This window comes from Spirosoma endbachense (assembly GCF_010233585.1).
GTDB lineage: Bacteria > Bacteroidota > Bacteroidia > Cytophagales > Spirosomataceae > Spirosoma > Spirosoma endbachense.
In genome coordinates, this window is record NZ_CP045997.1 from 4,653,311 (window position 1) to 4,671,715 (window position 18,405).

The window sequence follows — 18,405 nt, forward strand, 5'->3', positions numbered from 1 at the left end:
GGACAGCGTATTATCTCTGTTCTCTTTGTGCCTCTGTCCTGAAAATCAACTACATTAGGGTGTTTTATTGGCCGATCAACCTATACTTTATATACGATTACGCACAAATACCATCAGATAATTCAATCATTTCTAAAGTATCGCCTGACGAAAGCCTTAAATAACAAACAGCTAACGCCATGAACAGACCGCAACAGGGAAGCCATAGTCTCACCAGAACGGCATTTTGCTTACAGGTTGTTCTTGTCTACACATTCATGGCAACACACGTATGTGCACAGTCGTTTCCGGCGAATTTCACACAGGTAGCTGTTGCCACGGGTCTAAGTGCCCCAACGATTGCGGCTTTTTCACCCGATGGGCGAATCTTTGTCGCCCAGCAGAGCGGTCAATTGCGGGTCGTTAAAAACGGGAGTCTATTGCCAACCCCTTTTGTAGAACTCACGGTTGATGCCAGTGGTGAGCGGGGCTTATTAGGTATTGCCTTCGACCCTGATTTTGCTACTAATCAACACGTATATCTGTACTATACAGTTCCAACCAGCGGTACGGTTACCGTTCATAACCGGATCAGCCGTTTCACTGTCAGTGGTGATGTGGCTTTGTCTGGCAGTGAATTGATACTTCTGGAGCTGGATGCGCTTAGTGGCGCCACAAACCATAACGGCGGATCGATGGTTTTTGGCGCTGACGGAAAATTGTACATTGGCGTTGGTGAAAATGCCAATCCCGCTAACTCACAGTATCTGGATAATTATTTAGGGAAGGTTTTACGAATCAATACGGACGGAAGCGTACCCGCCGGAAATCCATATACAAGTGGCTCGGAAGCCAGAAAACGAATCTGGGCGTATGGATTACGTAACCCATACACGTTGGCCGTGCAACCCGTAACAGGCCGTTTTTTCGTAAATGATGTTGGGCAGGAAACCTGGGAAGAAATCAACGATGCCAGTACGGGAGGGCTGAATTTTGGGTGGCCTACGGCAGAGGGGACTAGTAGTAATCCGGCCTTTACCAATCCTGTTTTTAAGTATCCCCATGCTGCCACCGGAAACGAAAATGGCTGTGCCATTACGGGAGGTTCTTTTTATAACCCAACCGAAGCTACTTACCCGGCTTCCTATGTCGGGCGGTACTTTTATCAGGACTTTTGCAACAACTGGATTAACATGCTTGACTTATCAGGTCCTTCACCGGTCCGGTCAACGTTAGCCTCTGGTCTCCCAGGGTTCTCGGTAGGTCTAACAGCAGGGATTGATGGTAATTTATATTACCTGAGCCGGGGAACTGGAACGTTGTATGAAATTATCTATACCGCCAACAACATCTGCCAGAGCCTGAAAGATGGCAACTGGCACGACACTTCGGTCTGGTCATGTGGCAGAATCCCAACGTCTGCCGACAAGACAACTGTGCGTCACGCCGTTACGGTTGCTACGAACCAAACTGGTCAGACATTGCGCGTAAGTTACCAGGTTGGCGGACGGGTTTTGTTTGCTGGGGGAGCCCAGTTACGGCTCGGAGAATGAACCTACATTTATACTTATTATCGTCACTTTTTAAATTCTGAGGGTCTCGTATAGATAAGCCGATGAAACCTTCGAATCTGCACCGGAGTTAACAAGTCAGTTAGTTTAACTCAACTCATTCATGGCAGATAGTATAAAAACCGCCCTGATCACAGGCGGCTCCAAGGGAATCGGTTACGGCATTGCCGTGGCATTGATTCAACAGGGTATCAAGGTTGCAATAACCAGCCGATCGGAAGAAAGTGCTCGTTCGGCTGCTGATTCACTTAATCAACTTAAACCCGGTAGTGCGATTGGTATTGCTGCCGATGTGCGGGATTTAGCTTCTCAGAAGAAGGCCGTTGCCGCTGTTCTGGAGAATTGGAATCAACTCGATTATGTCATCGCCAATGCTGGCGTCGGACATTTCGCGCCCATTCAGGACTTAACACCCGAGCAATGGCAGGAAACGATCGACATCAATCTGACGGGTGTGTTCTATACGGCCAAAGCAACGATCGATGCATTGAAAAACACCGAAGGTTACTTCATTACTATTTCGAGTCTGGCCGGAACAAATTTCTTTGAGAAAGGAGCCGCCTATAATGCCAGTAAGTTCGGTCTGGTTGGATTTTCGCAGGCCATCATGCTCGATCTGCGGAGCGAAGGCATCAAGGTAACAACCATAATGCCCGGTTCGGTAGCTACCTATTTCGACAATCACCAACCTGACGAAAAAGACGCCTGGAAAATCCAGCCCGAAGATATTGGTCAACTTGTCGTTGATCTGATTCGGATGCCTGCCCGCACCCTGCCCAGCAAGATTGAGGTTAGACCTAGTCGACCTGGGGGTAAATAAATGCCAGCTACTGAAGATCAGGTAACTGGGTCAAGCAAGGCAAGCACCTTTAGGTCCAGTTACCTAATCAATACTTACTGAAGGAGTTGCAGGGCTTCTTCATTGCCCTGTTGTATAGCAAGATCGAGTGCGGTAAGTCCCCGGATGTCCCGTATTGATGTATCAGCTCCGTAGTCGAGTAAGAGCTTCACCAGTTGATTCCGACCAAACAACGTAGCGAACATCAATGCAGTGCCGCCATTCCCGTTTTGGCTGTTGAGATCAGCTCCATATTCAATCAGCATCCGGGCAATCTCAGCGTATCCTTTAAACGAAACACCCATTAAGGCCGTATTTCCACTAACGTCCTGAACATTCACATCGGCACCTGCCTCCAGCAATGTTCTGGTGGCCTCAATATGCCCATCATAGGCAGCCACAATTAATGGTGTAAAGCCTTTGCCGTCCTGCAAATTTACATCGATCTGATCATCGATCAGTTGCTTTATGTAGGCGACATCGCCCTTTCGGGCAGCGTCAAAAAAGAGATCTTCGGGTCGGGCTGAATAAAAAGTCATCCTGTCAGAGCGTTGAGTTGTTGAACCATTCATCGTGCTGATACCATAACCAGCTACGGGGGCTAAAGTGTTTTTATTGATTCGTGAATTAGTATGGAAATCAGCCGATGAGGTGTAGGATTGTTAAAGAAATGGTAATGGTTTCTTCAAACGTAAGATGTGGAGTCGGTTTCTCAAAACCGACACGGCGATGACGGTTCACCGGTTAATTCTCCAAACCAAGTCTTTCATGCAGATACGGTTTTGAGAAACCGCAGAGGTCAGGTTCTTCAACCTGACCTCACACCAATAACCACTAACCTGACCTCACGTCAATACCCTTTAAACGGCCTTAAAGCGGGCAGCCATCTCATCAACTTACCGATTTAATCTCCACCAATAACGATTCAATAGGCTTGCAGTCTGTCAGTAATTCTATGCGACATTGTGATGCATCAAAGAACGTCTAATTAGCTTACCTTTAGATGATTGTTTGCTCGACAATGGTTTTTTGAAAGGTCTTTTTTTAGAATTACGCTGAACACCGATTTAATTGACAGAACTATGCCCGACTCTTTCCAATTAAGCGCTCTGTTCTTTGTACTGCTACAACTGATTTTCACCCAATCGATCCAGGCGCAGGATCTCACAAACAAAACGGGTAAAATTGCATTCCAGTTAACGGAAACAGGGCTAATTACCGAGGGCGTTGCTTATGAAGCCAGCACAGGAACGTTTTACATAGGCAGTGTCTATAAACGTAAAATTATCAGCTACAATCAGCAAACGGGAGAGAAACCCTTTTCACTGCCCGCCGATAGCCTGTGGGGTGTTTTCGGTATGAAGGTAGACGGTGTCCGTGGGATTCTTTGGGCTTGCAGCTCAACGTTACCGCAGGCAATTGGGAGTACGGCGTCAACGGATGGTCAGTCGTCACTTGTCGCGTATGATTTGAAAGCCAAACAGCTTTTGCACACCTATACCGTTGCTTCGGATGGTAAACCGCATCTATTAGGCGACCTGACCGTAACTAAAAACGGAACCGTTTACAGCACAGACAGCCGAACACCTTCACTATACCGACTGGTTGCCGGAGAACAAATGATAACGCGTTTTTTAACGGATAGTCTGTTTTACTCCCTGCAGGGATTAGCCCTGTCAGACGATGAGCAAACGCTCTATGTTGCCGATTATCGGCGAGGGCCGCTGGCGATCAATCTGGCAACGAAACTGGTAACAAAACTTGCCTGGCCGGCCGGAGCCGATCTGAGCGGCATAGATGGTATGTATTATTACAAAAACAGCCTGATAGCGATTCAGAACCGCTCGAAACCCTATAAAGTCAGTCGGCTCTACCTATCCCAAACAGCTAAAGTCATTGAACGGGTCGACTCGTTGATTGCAGGTCATCCGCTCATGACTGAACCAACCTTAGGAGTCGTGGCCGGATCACAATTTTATTTCATTGCCAACAGTCAGTGGGATGCCTTCGATAATGCGGGTAAGCCTGTCCCGAATTATCCGGCACAAAAACCAACGATACTCGTTCTGGCACTGGATTGATTAATTTAAGCTAATTATCTGGTTTACAGGACCAGTTTACCGCAGCGTTTCAGCCACTGTATCATAAACCTGCACGGTTCCAACTTCCACAAATCCGGCACGTTTATAGATTCCCAGCCCATCGGCCGATGCCTGCAAAACCACCTGCCTGGCTGATTGACGGTGGGCTTCCCCAAGCAGGTAATCAAACATATGCGATCCAAATCCATGACCGCGCCAGTCGGGCCGGGTAGCTATATCATAGATCCCCGCTGATTCATCATCCAGAAATAACGTTCCCGTTGTCACAATCTTCCCCTCATACTCACCCAGGTAAAAACGCATGGGCTGCGTTGGCACATGTACACGACTGATGAGTTGGTAGTATTGCCGAATCTGGTCGGCTTCCGGTGAGTCGCCGAAGAGTTCGGCAATCACGTCGGCAAACTGGTCGTATTCGTCCGGTGATTGTATTCCCCGAATAAGCAATGGATTGTTACTGGCCGGGTTAATCGGACGAGTGCGTAAATTCAGCCACATCGCCACGTTGGTTTCATCACGAACCAGATCATAATAATGGAGTAATGTTGCCAGTTCAGGATTGACTAGATCATCCCAACACCAGAATGCCAGTGGAAACCGTTTTCGGCTAAACTCGCTCACTCTGTTTTCAAAAAGATCAGCTAACGACGCAAACTTCGTGGTTTTTGGAATAACTACATTGAATGTGTCACTAGGCAATCCGCAATCAACCACCGTAAATGTCTCCGTGTCAGCGACATGCATACCCGGAAGCAATCGGGCAAAGTAGGTCGCTTTGGCGATAAAATTTCTGCGAACGATCGTACTCAGCTTGTGGTCCATACAATTTATTGGGCTACTTTTCCAGGACTTTCGCTCAGAGGTGGCTCAGATGCGTGCCACGGTTACAGATGCCGTTGCTAACAACCGTGGCACGCATCTGAACCACCTCTGAGCGAAAGTCCTATATTCTTTTCTGGTTAAAGCATAGCTTTAGTTTGTCTTAGAAACTGAACGATAGGTTTTATGAATTACGTCCGTATTTGTGTATGTGTGTTTTCGACTGAGCCATGTGAAAAGCCCAAATTTTGAGCAGAAAATCAACGGATGCAGTACGATAATTCCTGAATTGTTGGAATTTGCGGATGAACGGGTATAACTTCTGCATGAGTAACATTCATACCACAGAGTATCTACCCGTTCAATCGGGCTTTTAGGTAAGCTACTCAAAATTACCAGCCAGTATTTATACTCAAATTTCTTATTGATTCTATGACAAGACTCGCTAAACGATCTACGGCCACCCTGCTCTGTGCACTGATTACGTCGACACTAGTTGTTGGACAGGCCACTCCTCCTAAAGCGAATGATTCGACAACACCACTTCATCTGCTTCAGCCCGACTACCCGGTTCCCTACGGGCAGCCTCGCGTCGATGAAGTAACGAAAGTAATAAACCGCGTTTATGAGTATCTGGAGGCCAATACACCCACCCAAATCATTGACCGCCAGAGCGGTCAGGAGATAACTAATCTGGCAACATTCAATCCCAATGCGGTTATCAAACCCGGCGACTTTCGGTTAACCAGTTACGAATGGGGCGTTACGTATGCTGGTATGTTACTGGCGAGCGAAGCTACCGGCGATTCCCGCTATGCCGAGTACACCAATAAACGGCTGGCATTTTTGGCTGGCCTGATTCCGTATTTTCGTGATCAGGTAAAGGCCGATCCAAACGCCAACACATCCCTGCGACCCATGCTGGCCCCCCACGCGCTGGATGATGCAGGGGCCATGTGCGCGGCCATGATCAAAGCGGCTCGTGCCGGTGGCATAAAAACCGATCTTCGGCCCCAGATCAATACTTATATCGACTACATTACCAAAAAGGAATTTCGGCTGCCCGATGGAACGCTGGCCCGCAATCGCCCCCAACCGAACACACTCTGGCTCGATGACCTGTTCATGAGCGTTCCGGCTCTGGCGCAGATGGGAAAACTCACCGGCGACCGAGCCTACTATGATGAAGCCGTTAAACAGGTAGTCCAATTCTCCAAACGGATGTTTAACAAGGAGAAAGGCCTATACATGCATGGCTGGGTCGAAGGAATGACCGTACACCCCGAGTTTCACTGGGCGAGAGCGAATGGATGGGGAATTATGACCGCCGTTGAGCTGCTGGATGTTTTACCAGAAAATCATCCGGGCCGCGCTGCGGTGCTTGACCTGTTACGTGCCCATGCCCGTGGATTGGCGGCCTGCCAGTCGGGTTCGGGCTTCTGGCATCAACTGCTGGATCGCAACGACTCCTATTTAGAAACATCGGCCACGGCTATTTATGTGTATTCCATTGCCAGAGCCATCAACCGGGGCTGGCTCGATCCACTGGCTTACGCGCCAATGGCGTTGCTTGGCTGGAATGCTGTTTCTACCAAGGTTACTGATAAAGGGCAGGTAGATGGCACCTGTGTTGGAACCGGTATGGGATTCGATCCGGCTTTTTATTATCACCGGCCCATTAATCTGTATGCAGCTCACGGCTACGGCCCCGTATTGCTCGCTGGCGCTGAAGTGATTAATCTGATCAAAAAGAAAACATTCGAGATTAACGACAGCTCGCTACAGCTAACCCAAAAAAAGTAATCCGGCAAATTAGTAGTCAAAAAAGACCAATTCCCCGTTTATCCCACCACAATTAACCAGTTTAACTGCGTAACTTGCTACTTATACTTTTCAGTTATCAACATGAAGAAGATCACCGTTTACCTGTCGGCTGTGTTGGCCCTGACCCTGGTAAACTCTGCGCATTCGCAAACTAAATTAGTTGAGAAAGTAACCCGGCAGGGCAAAGAACTCATCATACCCTACGAAAAATACGTACTCCCGAATGGCCTGACGCTCGTGGTTCACGAAGATCACTCCGACCCGGTTGTTCACGTCGATGTCACGTACCACGTTGGTTCTGCCCGCGAAGAAATCGGCAAATCTGGCTTTGCTCACTTTTTTGAGCACATGATGTTCCAGGGCTCCGATCACGTTGCCGATGATGAACATTTCAAAATCGTTACAGAATCGGGTGGAACGCTCAACGGTTCTACCAACCGCGACCGGACCAACTACTACGAAACCCTGCCGAGTAACCAGCTTGAGCGTGCACTCTGGCTCGAAGCCGACCGGATGGGCTTTTTGCTGGATGCTGTAACCCAGAAAAAATTCGAAATTCAACGCGCAACCGTCAAGAACGAGCGTGGTCAGAATTACGATAACCGTCCCTACGGTCTGGCGAGCGAAAACGTAGCCAAAAACCTGTTTCCTTATGGCCACCCCTATTCATGGCTGACGATCGGCTACATCGAAGACCTGAACCGGGTGAATGTCAATGACCTGAAAAACTTCTTTCTGCGGTGGTATGGCCCGAATAATGCCGTGCTGACCGTCGGTGGAGACGTAACTGCCAAACAGGTTGTAACACTGGCCGAAAAGTATTTTGGTTCTATTCCACGCGGCCCGGAAGTGACTAAAACGCAGGTGCCCACTCCCGTTCTCGACAAAGACCGGTATGTGTCCTATGAAGACAACATTCGGTTCCCAATGCTTCAGGTTGTGTTTCCAACGGTGCCAAACTACCATCCCGACGAAGCCCCACTCGATGCACTGGCCGAAATTCTGGGGGGCGGAAAAAACTCGCTGTTTTACAAAAACTTCGTGAAAGCCCAGCTAGCCGTTCAGGCCAACGCATCGCATCCGGCAACGGAGCTGGCCGGTCAGTTTACCATGACGGTATTGCCGTTTCCTGACAAACGGCTGGACAGCACCGAATCCCTGGTTCGCCGGACGCTGAGCGAGTTTGAAAAACGGGGAGTTACAGATGATGATATTGCCCAATTTACGGCAACCCGCGAGGCTCAACTTATCGATGGGTTGTCGAGTGTGTCCGGAAAAGTATCGCAACTGGCTGCATTCCAGACCTATTTGGGTAATCCAAACTATCTGCCACAGGAACTGAAACGCTACAAGTCCGTTACAAAGGCGGATGTGATGCGGGTTTATAACCAGTATATTAAAGGGAAAAACGCCGTTATATTGACCGTTTATCCGAAAGGGAAACCCGAAATCGTAGCAAAGCCAGACAATTATACGGTCTCGACAGCCAATTACAAAGCACCTGATTATGGCTATAATGGCCTGACGTATACGAAGCCCAACGATAGCTTCGACCGGAAAACCAAACCAGGCCCAGGGCCGAATCCGACCCTGAAAGTACCTCCATTCTGGACCGATAAGCTGCCCAATGGTTTAAAAATGATCGGTACCCGGAATGATGAAATTCCAGAGGTAACACTGCTGTTTTCGATTAAAGGCGGTCATCTCTTATCAGCGAATGATCCGGCCAAAGCGGGTATCGCCCAGTTGACCGCTGCGCTGATGAATGAAGCGACGCAGAATTTCTCCAACGAACAGCTCAATACAAAACTGGAGAAATTAGGCAGTAGCGTCGACATTCGGGCCGGTACCGAAGAAATTAACGTTTCGGTTGAATCGCTGACCAAAAACCTTGATTCGACACTGGCATTGGTTGAAGAAAAGCTCTTACGACCCAAGTTTGCGCCCGACGATTTCGAACGGCTTAAGAAACAACAACTGGAACTGATTGCCAATCAGGGAACTCAGCCAGTGGTCATTGCCAACAAAGCGTATAACAAACTCATTTACGGTACCGACAACATTCGGTCGATTCCCGTGAGTGGCACGGCGAAAACCGTTGAAGCCATCACGCTCGATGATGTGAAGGCGTTTTATACCAACTATTTTTCACCCTCAGTGACGAATCTGGTCATTGTGGGCGATGTTGAACAGGCTGCGGTGCTTCCCAAGCTGGCTTTCCTCAACAAATGGACAGCAAAACCCGTAAAAATTCCAACGGCATCCGTTGCCCGGAAAATCGACAAGACCCGCATTTACCTGATCGACAAGGAGAAAGCCGCTCAATCTGAAATTCGGATCGGTTATCTGACCGATATGCCCTACGACGCAACGGGCGATTATTACCGGAGTGGCTTGACCAATTACATGCTTGGCGGTGCGTTTAACAGCCGGATCAATATGAATCTGCGCGAAGACAAGGGCTACACTTATGGAGCGCGTTCAGGCTTTTCGAGTACGCACACACCAGGTCCGTTTACGGCGCAGGCGGGTGTAAAAGCAGCTGCAACGGATAGCTCGGTCGTTGAGTTTATCAAAGAAATCACCAATTATGGCAAGGCTGGCATTACCGATCAGGAACTGGCATTTGTGAAAAGCTCACTTGGTCAGGTCGATGCACTTCGGTACGAAACATCGCTTCAGAAAGCATTTTTCCTGGGCCGGGTAATTGATTATGATCTGCCCCGTAATTTCACGGAACAACAGAACGACATCCTCCGCAACATAACCAAAGCCCAGATCGATGCCATTGCTAAAAAGCGTTTGCCGGTCAATAACATGGTTATTACGGTAGTAGGCAACAAAGAATTGGTAAAACCCGGTCTCGAACGATTGGGCTACGAACTGATCGAGTTAGACAAAGAAGGGAATCCAGTGGCTACAGCAGCAGTAGTAGCGCCACCCGCCCGCGCCGGATCATCTAAACCGTAACGGGTTGTTTTCCAGCATACGTCCACAAAAGAAGCCGCGCTCAATTTAATTGGGCGTGGCTTTTATGTTTGGACAGGTAACGCCGGAGAAGTTTTCCTGCAGAGACGCATTTCCAGCATACAAAAGAGTATTTCAGGGCATCGAAGGACTACTTCATCCTAGTGATTCAGCATAGCTACGCTGATTGCGCACACACAATGAAGCTAAAACATCACGCGATGACTACCCGGAAAGAGCAAATTAAAACCGAAAGAGGTAATTTGGCTCCGGAAAAGACTTTACAATCGTGGGCGTGCGTCTTGCTTCAGGAAGTATCAGATCGCTCGAATACGCAACCAGCAATTAATTAACCTAACTCATGCAGGCAACAACCGCACCTGGCAAATCGACGCCAGCCACTTTTACCGACAGTAAATACCTGATCACCCTTGTTTTTGTCACGTCACTTTTCATGTTTTGGGGCGTTGCCATCACGATGGGCGATGTGCTGAACAAGCATTTTCAGCATGTTTTGAACCTCACCAAGACCCAATCTGCCTTTGTTCAGTTTGCAATTTTTGGCGCTTACTTTGTGATGGGTATCCCGGCTGGTTTGTTTATGAAGCGGTTTGGGTATAAAAACGGGGTGTTACTGGGGCTTTCACTTTTTGCAACGGGTGCCTTTCTGTTTGTTCCAGCGGCTGCCGCTGCTTCCTTTACTTATTTTGGTATTGCTCTTTTCATTTTGGGCTGCGGGCTTTCAACGCTTGAAACCGTTGCCCACCCATTTGTTGCTTCACTTGGCGATCAGCGTACCAGTGATCAACGCATCAATTTTGCCCAGGCATTCAATGCATTAGGTGCCATTATCGGACCAGCGATCGGTTCTTATTTTCTGTTACGCAATAATACTGAGGGCAGCACCGATCTGACGTCGGTTAAGACATTGTACATCGTGATTGGCAGTGTGATCGCTACCATCGCCATCCTGTTTTCATTCGTTAAAGTGCCCGCTTTAACGGACCCACACGCCGTAGTCGATCCTGAAGCGGCAAACGTCGATGTGGAGCCGGGAAAAACGCTGTTTCAGCATAAGCACTTTGTCTGGGCAGTTATCGCTCAGTTTTTCAATGTGGCCGCACAGGGAGGTACCTGGGCATTTTTTATTAATTACGGTCACGAAAAAATGGGGTTTTCAGACGCTACAGCGGGCAATTACATGGTGCTATTTATGGGGCTGATGCTGGCTGGCCGTTTTGTAGGTACATTCCTGATGCGTGTTATTGCCCCCCATTCGTTACTGGCCATTTTTGCGGCTGGTAACATTGTCATGTGTCTCATCATTGCGCAAAGTTTCGGATGGCCTTCATTTATTGCCTTACTGATGCTCAATTTCTTCTTCAGTATCATGTTCCCGACCATTTTTAGCCTGGGTTTAAAAAACCTTGGCTCCCATACCCAGCAAGCTTCTTCCTTTATTTCGATGGGCGTGGTTGGTGGTGCTGTTTTCCCCTTTTTGATGGGTATGGCTGCCGAAAAAGATGTGGCCAATGCATATTACTTACCAATCATTTGTTACGCTGTTATTTTTCTGTTCGGCGCTAAGTTTTATAAGGTGAAATAACCGCATACTCACTCTTTGCTAATTGCAGTAACCCAGAATAACAGAGAGGCCCAACGTATTAATTTGTCGATACGTTGGGCCTCTCTGTTATTGTGTTTTTTGAGCTGCTCTGGCAGTTAATAGGTTCATCAACTCCTGACATAGGGCTGTCACTACAGGTATTTACATTTGCTACCCTACAGCAAACGTATCAAAATGGCCACGCAGACTGGAAAACCATTCAACATTATTGGCATCTCGGTAAAAACAACAAACGAAAATGGTAAAGCAGGAAATGATATTCCTGTACTCTGGGATAAATTCATGTCGGAAGGGATTTTGTCACAGATTCCCAACAAAATTGATGATACAATTTACTGTGTTTATACCGACTACGAAAAAGATTACACCAGGCCCTATACAACAATTCTGGCCTGTGCAGTAAGCACGCTGGAAGCTATTCCAGACGGAATGATCGGACGAACGATTGGCGATGGAAAATATATGGAATTTACTACAACAGGGAATTTACAAAAGGGAATAGTATTCGATGCATGGACAAAAATCTGGCGTTCATCTATTCCCAGAGCCTATACTGCCGACTTTGAAGTGTATGGTGTAAAAGCGCAAAATCCCGACGATGCTGAAGTGGCTATTTTTATAGCAATTGATTAGTAATGAAAGAAATAGACAATTTTTACCTGCAAAAAGAAGAATCAATAAAAAGCTGTTTACTAGCAATACGAGACATTATTTGTTCGCAGGATATAGACCTGACAAGTGCCTGGAAATATGGCATGCCTTTTTTTTGTTACAAAGGAAAAATGGTTTGTTATCTCTGGGTTCATAAAAAACGTCAATTGCCTTACCTTGGACTTGTCGAAGGAAAACGACTTGACCATCCTGACTTACTACTTGAAAAGCGTTCAAGAATGAAAATAATGCTGTTTAACCCGAATGAAGACCTCCCTCGACAAGCCATTGAAACTATTTTAGGGCAGACCATTGATCTCTATAAATCAGGCGAAATACCCCTCAGGAAGTAAGGGGTGATATGCCCCTGGCCACGATCCATCAACTAATGGATCGTGAAAGTTTCCCCCTTCCTCAAGCTACTACGCTACCCATTTATATATTATCCGTACTAGTCATGAATGGGGTTGATTATAAACCTATAATGACAAACCTAAAAGCCGGGCCGCCGTGCGGTTTCAAAAACCGCATCGGCGGCCCGGCTTTTAGGTTTAAATGGGCCGAGCACTAGATTTACTATCGATTCCTGGCACCAATTCACTGGTTGCTCAGGCTAATTCATGACTTTGCCCTACCAAATCTTCCTGCCTATCTTTTTACAGTTTCTTCTTATCAGGCCATTTGCGTCGAGCCGTGCCACGGCTCGACGCAAATGGCCTATTTAAAAGATAAATAGGCAACTGGCTCACTATCAATCTAATTGCTAATTATTCGAGTAGAGTATATCCTAATTCTGCTATTAAAGGGTATTGTCTGAACGCTGATGACTATTTCTTAGTAGTAATTTGGCGATCTGATGAATAATTTGGCCCATATTTGGCCCATTAAACTACGTTGTTACTGTACGCTTTTCAAACCCATTTACAACCCTGACATTGGCAGACAATCCATACAAGTATGCAAACTGAACTGACAAAACACGCAGCTAATCAGACTGAACAGGAAACATTTTTTGAAAGCCGGTATGCTACCTCCCCAACCGAAGTGAAAGGGATGAATACGGATCAGCTTCGGCAGAATTTTCTTATTGAGAATCTGTTCATTGCTGACCAGTTCCGGTGGGTGCTGTCGTTTTTCGACCGATACCTGACTGGTGGGATTATGCCTGTTGATGGCCCTGTTGCACTAACTGCGCCAGACCAGTTAAAAGCCGCTTATTTCCTGGAACGGCGTGAACTGGGAATCATTAATGTGGGTGGACCTGGGCAAGTGGTGGCCGATGGTATAGCATATGATCTGGACTATAAAGAAGCATTGTATATTGGTCAGGGGACGCAGTCAATTCTATTTAGCTCTAATGATGCCAATGCTCCGGCTAAGTTTTACCTAAATTCGACACCCGCCACTAAAAACTATCCCACTCGTAAAGTTTCGAGAGCAGACGCCGAAGTTGTTGAACTAGGCGCTCTAGGTACATCTAACCATCGGACAATCAATAAGCTGATCGTCAATAGCGTTCTGCCGACCTGCCAGCTGCAAATGGGTATGACGGAGCTGAAAACGGGTAGTGTCTGGAATACTATGCCCGCCCACACGCACGATCGGCGGATGGAGGTCTATTTTTACTTTGAAGTTCCCGAAAATCAGGCCGTTTGTCATTTCATGGGACAACCGCAGGAAACCCGCCATATCTGGATGCAGAACGAACAGGCAGTTATTTCGCCCAACTGGTCGATTCACTCCGGTGCCGGTACTTCCAACTACACGTTCATTTGGGGGATGGCAGGTGAAAATCTTGACTATAGCGACATGGATTTCTGCCCAATTACTGACTTAAAATAGACTAAGATTTACGTTTGTTCGGGTCCTGAATTTGATGAAAAACCCGCTGGTCGTCATGACTGGGGGATAAGTTTTGGCATTTAGTTTACCTGGATCTATGGTACTACAGGTTAATTTCGCGCGTTAGACCCCCGTAGACCGAATGGGCTTACGATTAAAAACCACCATCTAAAACACATGAGTTCAGTACTTAATACTTTTTCACTGACTGGTAAACTGGCACTTGTAACAGGCTGTAAACGAGGTATAGGAAAGGCCATGGCTGAGGCTTTGGCTGAGGCAGGTGCCGATATTATTGGTGTTTCAGCCAATCTGGAGTTAAGCGGTAGTGCCGTCTCGCAATCCGTTGAACAGACAGGCCGCAAATTCTACGCCTATCAGGCCGATTTCAGTAAGCGGGAATCCATCTATACGTTTATCGAACAGCTAAAAAAAGACCATCCAACCATTGATATTCTGGTGAACAATGCGGGTACGATTTTACGCAAACCTGCCGCCGAGCACCCCGATGAATACTGGGATGAGGTCATTGCCATCAATCAGACAGCGCAGTTTATTCTAACCCGTGAAATCGGGAAAGACATGATTGCGAAAGGAAGCGGGAAGGTCATATTTACGGCCTCGTTGCTCACTTTTCAGGGTGGCGTCAACGTGCCAGGTTATGCTGCCAGCAAGGGAGCAATTGGTAGTCTGGTAAAATCGTTTGCAAATGAATGGGCATCGAAAGGCGTCAACGTCAATGCCATTGCTCCTGGCTACATCTCAACCGATAATACTGAAGCATTACGAAATGACCCAGTTCGTAGCAAATCGATCCTCGACCGGATTCCTGCCGCTCGATGGGGTGAGCCCGATGATTTCAAAGGCCCGATTGTTTTCCTTGCCTCCGACGCGGCCCGTTATGTTCATGGCACAGTGCTAACTGTCGATGGTGGCTGGATGGGCCGGTAGAATTAGTAAAGAAAGACATCGCAGAATCCCAATAATGGTAGGTCTTTCGCTTAACCGTGCCACGGTAACTAAGTGCATCATCAGTAACTGTGGCACGGCTCCAGGCCAAAATCCTTAAAGTACAAAACAGCTTCCCTGTTTATCGTCTTCGCGGTCTTTGTTGCCCCAAATCCGTTTAGCGCTTCGCCAGAGCAACAATATCTTTCACTTCCAGAATTGGTTTTTCGTATCCCAGACTTACGGATTTAATCATCGCTAAGCCCAGTTCCTGTAAAGTTGAAAAGCCAGCCGGGTAAAGCGCACGACCAATCGGATATAACCAGGCCACATACTTGTAATAGCTCAACTTATTTCTCAGCCCTTTGGTCGCCCGAAGAAATCCCGGCCGGAACATATACGCTTTTTTGAAAGGTAGCCGCATCAGTGCATTTTCAGTAGCTCCTTTCACCCTGGCCCACATACTCCGACCCTGTTCCGTGCTGTCGGTGGCAGCCCCGGAAATGTAGCCGAAGGTCATATCTGGATTTAGTTTTGCCAGTAGTTCTGCCACACGGAGAGTCAGGTCATACGTCAATCGGCGGTATTCGGCTTCGTTCATACCCACCGACGATACACCCAGGCAGAAAAAACAGGCATTGTATCCCGTCAATTGTTTTTCAATGGGCGACAGATCAAAAAAATTGGAATGGATGATTTCGCGTAATTTGGGATGCGACACACCCACTGGTTTACGGTTAATGACTAAAACCTGTTCGACATCGGGATGCAGCAGGCATTCATGCATGACGCCTTCGCCCACCATACCGGTAGCGCCAGTGATAATTGCTTTGATTTTCATAGAGGGTTACTAAAGTATTTCGGAAGTTAATGCATAAATCCTTTTCGCTGAGGCATGGACGATTCTTCTTCATAATACTTACCCTTGGGACCAAACCGAAAAACCAGTTCTCGTTCGCGTGCCCCTACCCCACCATCCCATTCAAACTCGGCCCCGTGCTGTATCATAGCCGCCCCCAAACGCTGATTTAGCATGGGTTGGGCCAATTTCAAGAGCTGTTTTGCTTCTTCCAGCGTTGTAAAGGCCAGATTTCCAGTCTGATCGGCTTTGCTAACATACATCAGGTCATAATCAGAATGGATTGCGGAACCTTCATATTTAACAAGTCCCTTTTCGGGTCCTGTTTCAGCACGACTAAAACCGGGTGGCAGCCTGTTGCCTAGAGCAAATTTCATCCACTTGTCAATGGCTTCATTACGCGTATTAGCCTGAAAGCCCTCAGGACACAGAATTGGATCGACAACGAGGCCAGCAAACGGGAAATTTGACGCATCAGTATCCGATGTCTTTGCCTTACACGCGGCTGATTTAGGAATGTAACCGAGTTTGCCAATCCATTGGTCAGCAAGCGGATTCGGTTCACGTAGGCCAATCCAGCAGTTCAGCCAGTCAGCTACGTAAAAGAAAATTTTTCGATGATGGTGCAGCATGTTTGTACACTAAAAAAGTGGAAATTCAGTGATCGGTTATTTATAAGCAAGTTATTCGTAAAACGGCAGGTTTGATACCCATTTGTTCATAACTGGCTTTGTATAGTCTAAAGTTGTCAATATCATTACGGTTCCGGAGTTACTGGGCGACATGACACGATCAATTTATGGCGAATTGAATAAATTTACTGACCTGCTCCAGTAAAACTAAAGCTAAGCCGACTCAATTAAGATAACCCACCTGTTGTAATCGGACCGACCTCGATCAACCAAACCCTTCTCCCCAATGCGACCTCTCTCTTTTAGTGTGCTCATTTCTCTGCTTGTAACGTCCTGCCTCCCGCTCCTGGCACAGGAATTAACCAGCAATCGCCAGCGCGAAATCGTCTTCAAATCGGTCAACGTTATTCCGATGGACCAGGAACGGGTTATTGAGAACCAAACCGTTGTTGTAAAGAATGGCAGAATAACTGCCCTGGGTAACAACGACAAGGTGAAGTTCAGTAAAGATGCGACAGTAGTCGATGCAAAGGGAAAATACCTGACGCCCGGCTGGGCGGAGATCCATGCGCACGTTCCACCGATTGATGATATTGAGCCGATGAAAGAAGTGCTGATTCTTTATCTGGCAAACGGAATCACTACCATTCGGGGCATGCTCGGCCATCCCAAACACCTGGAACTTCGGAGTAAAATCAAAAGTGGTGAGATTCTTGGGCCCCATTTTTATGCAACGGGTCCCTCCTTCAATGGGCAAACAGTAAAAACCGCCGAGCGAGGTGCCGCCATGGTCCGCGAACAGAAAGCGGCTGGGTATGATTTCCTTAAATTACATCCGGGTTTAACGAAAGAAACCTTTCCGGCCATTGCTAAAACTGCTCATGAAGTTGGTATTCCATTCGTTGGACACGTCTCTTTTAATGTGGGCGTTTGGCGAGCCATCGATGCCCGGTATTCGTCCATCGATCATCTGGACGGTTTTATTGAAGCCATTACACCAGGCGTCGATACGCTGGCTGAGCAGGAAACCGGTCAGTTCGCCAGTTGGATTGCCGACCGGGCCGATGCGTCGCAGATTCCTAAACTGGTGAGTGGGTTGCGTACCAATCATATCCGGGTTGTACCTACGCAGGCATTGGCCGAGCGATGGCTTTCTCCATTTCCAGCAGAAGAATTTACCGATGACCCGGAGATGAAATACATGAAACCAGAACAGATAAAGAGTTGGGTGAATACAAAAAATGGCTATAACAATAACCCCAAGTTCTCGAAAGAGCGGGCCGAGAAACTAATCCAGATTCGTCGGAAGTTGATCTACGAATGCCAGAAAAATGGCGTTGAGCTCCTGTTGGGCTCCGATGCGCCACAGATCTTCAATGTGCCGGGCTTCTCGATCCATAATGAGCTGAAGTACCTGGTCGATGCCGGATTGACGCCCTATGAAGCCTTACGAACAGGTACAGTAAACGTTGCGTCCTATTTGAATAAACCTGATTCGGGCGTTATCAAAACCGGCAATGTGTCGGATCTGGTTTTACTCAGCGGAAATCCTTTGAAGGACATCAATCAGACTCGTAGCATCGAAGGCGTAATGATTGGTACGAACTGGCTCTCGAAAGCCTATATTCAACAGGAGTTGAAGAAGCTGGAGAAGTAGTAAGCCAAACCATTGACTCCCAGTTATTGATTCGTGAATTCATCAGCAAAACGGTCCTCGTGATGTAGGTTTCTTAAAACCGACACCAT

15 protein-coding genes are annotated in these 18,405 nt (G+C 47.4%); 11 read left to right on the plus strand and 4 right to left on the minus strand.

Going from position 1 to position 18,405, the window contains the following annotated elements:
* Positions 1-179: 179 nt before the first annotated feature.
* Entirely contained in the window at positions 180-1,532 is a 1,353-nt protein-coding gene (locus GJR95_RS18755) for a PQQ-dependent sugar dehydrogenase (RefSeq protein WP_162387317.1), read from the plus strand.
* Between the two features lie 121 nt (positions 1,533-1,653).
* The gene (locus tag GJR95_RS18760; protein WP_162387318.1) at positions 1,654-2,370 is read left to right on the plus strand and encodes an SDR family oxidoreductase; all 717 of its coding nucleotides are present in this window, start codon (positions 1,654-1,656) and stop codon (positions 2,368-2,370) included.
* 74 nt (positions 2,371-2,444) lie between these two features.
* On the opposite strand, the gene GJR95_RS18765 is transcribed toward GJR95_RS18760, so the two are convergent.
* A complete protein-coding gene (locus GJR95_RS18765) occupies positions 2,445-2,927 on the minus strand; it encodes an ankyrin repeat domain-containing protein (RefSeq protein ID WP_162387319.1) in 483 nt (160 codons plus the stop codon).
* A 543-nt stretch (positions 2,928-3,470) separates the two neighbouring features.
* Between GJR95_RS18765 and GJR95_RS18770 the strand changes: the two genes are divergently transcribed.
* A complete protein-coding gene (locus GJR95_RS18770) occupies positions 3,471-4,469 on the plus strand; it encodes an SMP-30/gluconolactonase/LRE family protein (RefSeq protein ID WP_162387320.1) in 999 nt (332 codons plus the stop codon).
* A gap of 36 nt (positions 4,470-4,505) precedes the next feature.
* Here the strand turns inward: GJR95_RS18770 and GJR95_RS18775 are convergent, their stop codons facing one another.
* Positions 4,506-5,312 (minus strand): GNAT family N-acetyltransferase, encoded by an 807-nt coding sequence (locus GJR95_RS18775; RefSeq protein WP_162387321.1) that lies wholly within the window; start codon positions 5,310-5,312, stop codon positions 4,506-4,508.
* Positions 5,313-5,741: 429 nt separating this feature from the next.
* On the opposite strand from GJR95_RS18775, the gene GJR95_RS18780 reads away from it, so the two are divergent.
* The 7 genes from GJR95_RS18780 (at position 5,742) to GJR95_RS18810 (ending at position 15,171) form a co-directional block, all read left to right on the plus strand.
* On the plus strand, positions 5,742-7,112 hold the full coding sequence (locus tag GJR95_RS18780) for a glycoside hydrolase family 88/105 protein (protein WP_162387322.1): 1,371 nt from the start codon (positions 5,742-5,744) through the stop codon (positions 7,110-7,112).
* 102 nt (positions 7,113-7,214) lie between these two features.
* On the plus strand, positions 7,215-10,103 hold the full coding sequence (locus GJR95_RS18785) for a M16 family metallopeptidase (protein ID WP_162387323.1): 2,889 nt from the start codon (positions 7,215-7,217) through the stop codon (positions 10,101-10,103).
* 358 nt (positions 10,104-10,461) lie between these two features.
* Positions 10,462-11,706: an L-fucose:H+ symporter permease gene (gene fucP, locus GJR95_RS18790; RefSeq protein ID WP_162387324.1), complete on the plus strand. Its 1,245-nt coding sequence runs from the start codon at positions 10,462-10,464 to the stop codon at positions 11,704-11,706.
* 195 nt (positions 11,707-11,901) lie between these two features.
* Positions 11,902-12,360: a GyrI-like domain-containing protein gene (locus GJR95_RS18795; RefSeq protein WP_162387325.1), complete on the plus strand. Its 459-nt coding sequence runs from the start codon at positions 11,902-11,904 to the stop codon at positions 12,358-12,360.
* 2 nt (positions 12,361-12,362) lie between these two features.
* Positions 12,363-12,731, plus strand: a complete 369-nt coding sequence (locus GJR95_RS18800) for a DUF1801 domain-containing protein (RefSeq protein ID WP_162387326.1) — start codon at positions 12,363-12,365, stop codon at positions 12,729-12,731.
* 604 nt (positions 12,732-13,335) lie between these two features.
* Positions 13,336-14,220, plus strand: a complete 885-nt coding sequence (gene kduI, locus GJR95_RS18805; RefSeq protein ID WP_162387327.1) for a 5-dehydro-4-deoxy-D-glucuronate isomerase — start codon at positions 13,336-13,338, stop codon at positions 14,218-14,220.
* A 177-nt stretch (positions 14,221-14,397) separates the two neighbouring features.
* Entirely contained in the window at positions 14,398-15,171 is a 774-nt protein-coding gene (locus tag GJR95_RS18810; protein WP_162387328.1) for an SDR family oxidoreductase, read from the plus strand.
* A 175-nt stretch (positions 15,172-15,346) separates the two neighbouring features.
* On the opposite strand, the gene GJR95_RS18815 is transcribed toward GJR95_RS18810, so the two are convergent.
* Together GJR95_RS18815 and GJR95_RS18820 are read right to left on the minus strand one after the other, a co-directional pair.
* Positions 15,347-16,009 (minus strand): NAD-dependent epimerase/dehydratase family protein, encoded by a 663-nt coding sequence (locus tag GJR95_RS18815; protein WP_162387329.1) that lies wholly within the window; start codon positions 16,007-16,009, stop codon positions 15,347-15,349.
* Positions 16,010-16,035: 26 nt separating this feature from the next.
* A complete protein-coding gene (locus GJR95_RS18820; RefSeq protein WP_162387330.1) occupies positions 16,036-16,659 on the minus strand; it encodes a hypothetical protein in 624 nt (207 codons plus the stop codon).
* 286 nt (positions 16,660-16,945) lie between these two features.
* On the opposite strand from GJR95_RS18820, the gene GJR95_RS18825 reads away from it, so the two are divergent.
* Positions 16,946-18,316 (plus strand): amidohydrolase family protein, encoded by a 1,371-nt coding sequence (locus GJR95_RS18825; RefSeq protein WP_162387331.1) that lies wholly within the window; start codon positions 16,946-16,948, stop codon positions 18,314-18,316.
* Positions 18,317-18,405: the final 89 nt, after the last annotated feature.

Excerpts from the sequence above, each read along its gene's own strand:
- GJR95_RS18780 (WP_162387322.1), top strand. The coding sequence starts at position 5,742 with ATGACAAGACTCGCTAAACGATCTACGGCCACCCTGCTCTGTGCACTG.
- GJR95_RS18795 (WP_162387325.1), top strand. The coding sequence starts at position 11,902 with ATGGCCACGCAGACTGGAAAACCATTCAACATTATTGGCATCTCGGTA.
- GJR95_RS18785 (WP_162387323.1), top strand. The coding sequence starts at position 7,215 with ATGAAGAAGATCACCGTTTACCTGTCGGCTGTGTTGGCCCTGACCCTG.
- GJR95_RS18825 (WP_162387331.1), top strand. The coding sequence starts at position 16,946 with ATGCGACCTCTCTCTTTTAGTGTGCTCATTTCTCTGCTTGTAACGTCC.
- GJR95_RS18820 (WP_162387330.1), bottom strand. The coding sequence starts at position 16,659 with ATGCTGCACCATCATCGAAAAATTTTCTTTTACGTAGCTGACTGGCTG.
- GJR95_RS18760 (WP_162387318.1), top strand. The coding sequence starts at position 1,654 with ATGGCAGATAGTATAAAAACCGCCCTGATCACAGGCGGCTCCAAGGGA.
- GJR95_RS18755 (WP_162387317.1), top strand. The coding sequence starts at position 180 with ATGAACAGACCGCAACAGGGAAGCCATAGTCTCACCAGAACGGCATTT.
- kduI (WP_162387327.1), top strand. The coding sequence starts at position 13,336 with ATGCAAACTGAACTGACAAAACACGCAGCTAATCAGACTGAACAGGAA.
- GJR95_RS18765 (WP_162387319.1), bottom strand. The coding sequence starts at position 2,927 with ATGACTTTTTATTCAGCCCGACCCGAAGATCTCTTTTTTGACGCTGCC.
- GJR95_RS18800 (WP_162387326.1), top strand. The coding sequence starts at position 12,363 with ATGAAAGAAATAGACAATTTTTACCTGCAAAAAGAAGAATCAATAAAA.
- GJR95_RS18775 (WP_162387321.1), bottom strand. The coding sequence starts at position 5,312 with ATGGACCACAAGCTGAGTACGATCGTTCGCAGAAATTTTATCGCCAAA.
- GJR95_RS18770 (WP_162387320.1), top strand. The coding sequence starts at position 3,471 with ATGCCCGACTCTTTCCAATTAAGCGCTCTGTTCTTTGTACTGCTACAA.
- GJR95_RS18815 (WP_162387329.1), bottom strand. The coding sequence starts at position 16,009 with ATGAAAATCAAAGCAATTATCACTGGCGCTACCGGTATGGTGGGCGAA.
- GJR95_RS18810 (WP_162387328.1), top strand. The coding sequence starts at position 14,398 with ATGAGTTCAGTACTTAATACTTTTTCACTGACTGGTAAACTGGCACTT.
- fucP (WP_162387324.1), top strand. The coding sequence starts at position 10,462 with ATGCAGGCAACAACCGCACCTGGCAAATCGACGCCAGCCACTTTTACC.